Consider the following 1,767-nt stretch of genomic DNA (forward strand, 5'->3'; position numbering starts at 1 on the left):
CGACCCTTCTGCGACATTCCTCACTAGATGTAATCGGGGAGTAATGCTTGAAAAGCGGACTCTCCGCGGGTAGCCACGACCCGCCCAATCTCCGAACTGGGAGATGGTCGCGGAGGCGGCACTAAGCTATCCTTCCCTGATTTCGGAGTGGCTGGCCATGAGTACCGGGCCGTACCAGGGGCCGAAGAAATGACTACCCACGGAGAACGCAGGCTGGCGGCAATCTTCGTTGCCGATGTGGTGGGCTACTCACGCCTTGTAGAACTGAACGAGACGGCAACGCTCGCGGCGATCAAAGATTTGCGTCGGGCCTTGTTCGAGCCATTGCTGCTGGAGCACCATGGCCGCCTCGTCAAGCTCACCGGCGACGGCCTGATCGCCGAGTTCGGGTCCGTCGTCGAGGCTGTTGCCTGTGCCGCTGCAGTTCAGAAGCAGCTTCCTGATCGGCAGGCGGAGATACCGGCTGATCGCCGCATTATCTTGCGTATCGGCATCAACCTGGGCGACGTTCTGGTCGATGGCGATGACCTCCTGGGCGACGGCGTCAACGTGGCGGCCCGATTGGAGCAAGCCTGCCCGCCGGGCGGCGTCCTGATCTCCGGAACAGCCTACGACCAGCTCTCGGGCAAGCTCGATTGTCGGTTCGCGTATGCGGGTGAGCAGCGCCTGAAGAATATTGCGCGCCCTGTGAGGGCCTATTCGATGGTGCTCGACAGCGCCCCTGACGCCGGAACGGTCGCTTGGCCTTCTGCCGCCAAGCCTGCCGTAGCGGTGCTGCCGTTCGAGAACATGAGCGGCGATCCCGAGCAGATATATTTCAGCGACGGCATCACAGAAGACATCATCACTGAACTCTCGCGCTTCCACGAGCTCATGGTGATAGCTCGCAACTCATCCTTTTCGTTCCGCGGGAAAAGCATGGACGCGCGCGACATCGGCCGCTCACTCGGGGTCCGATACCTGGTCGAGGGCAGCGTCCGGCGGGCTGGAGGTCGCGTGCGTATCACGGCACAACTCGTCGATGCCGCCAGTGGAGCTCATTTCTGGGTGGAGCGATACGACCGCGCCCTCGAGGATGTATTCGCCGTCCAGGAGGAGATTTCCCGGAGCATCGTCGCGACGGTGGCTCAGCGGATCATCCAGGACAGCGAGGTTGCTGCCCGACGGCGTCAACCGGAGGACATCCGTGCATATGACCTCTTCCTCCAAGGGAACCGCCTTTCCGACATGTTCACGCCCGAGGCCCAGGCGAGGGCGCAGGCACTTTTCGAGGGTGCGCTCCAGATCGACCCGAGCTTTGCGCGGGCCCATACGGGGCTGGCCTGGATTTGCCTGAACCGTTCGGTCGAGAACAGTGTCGGAGTGCCGCGAGCGAAGGACCAGGACCGGATTGACGCGCTACGCCAGGCCGAAGAGGCGTTGGCGAAGGATCCCAACGATCCGCGGGTGCACTCCGTGTTCGGATACATGTGCCTGATGTGGCGCGACTTCGACCGGGCCGAGCGGCACATGGACCTTGCACGGGCCATGAACCCGAACGATCCATTCATCCAGATCCTTTGGGCTTGGATACAGTCGTGCCTGGGAAAGCCGGAGCGGGCCTTGCCCGCGGCCGAGATCGCCTGCCGCCTAAATCCGTGTCACCCCAACTGGTACAATTTTTATCTTTCGCACATCCTGTTCGGGCTCGGGCGAGACGGAGAAGCGGCCGATCTCCTGGAGCGGCTCATAGCGGACGCGCCGGCGCGGCGGCACCCTCGATACCTC

General features: G+C 62.7%; 1 protein-coding gene. It reads left to right on the top strand.

All coding sequences use genetic code 11. From position 1 onward, the window contains the following. Nucleotides 1-189: 189 nt before the first annotated feature. Nucleotides 190-1,767 (top strand): adenylate/guanylate cyclase domain-containing protein (locus tag ATC00_RS00055; protein WP_064251563.1); only part of this gene is annotated, 1,578 nt, incomplete at its 3' end.

This window comes from Sinorhizobium americanum (assembly GCF_001651855.1).
In the GTDB taxonomy this organism is placed as follows: Bacteria; Pseudomonadota; Alphaproteobacteria; order Rhizobiales; family Rhizobiaceae; genus Sinorhizobium; species Sinorhizobium americanum.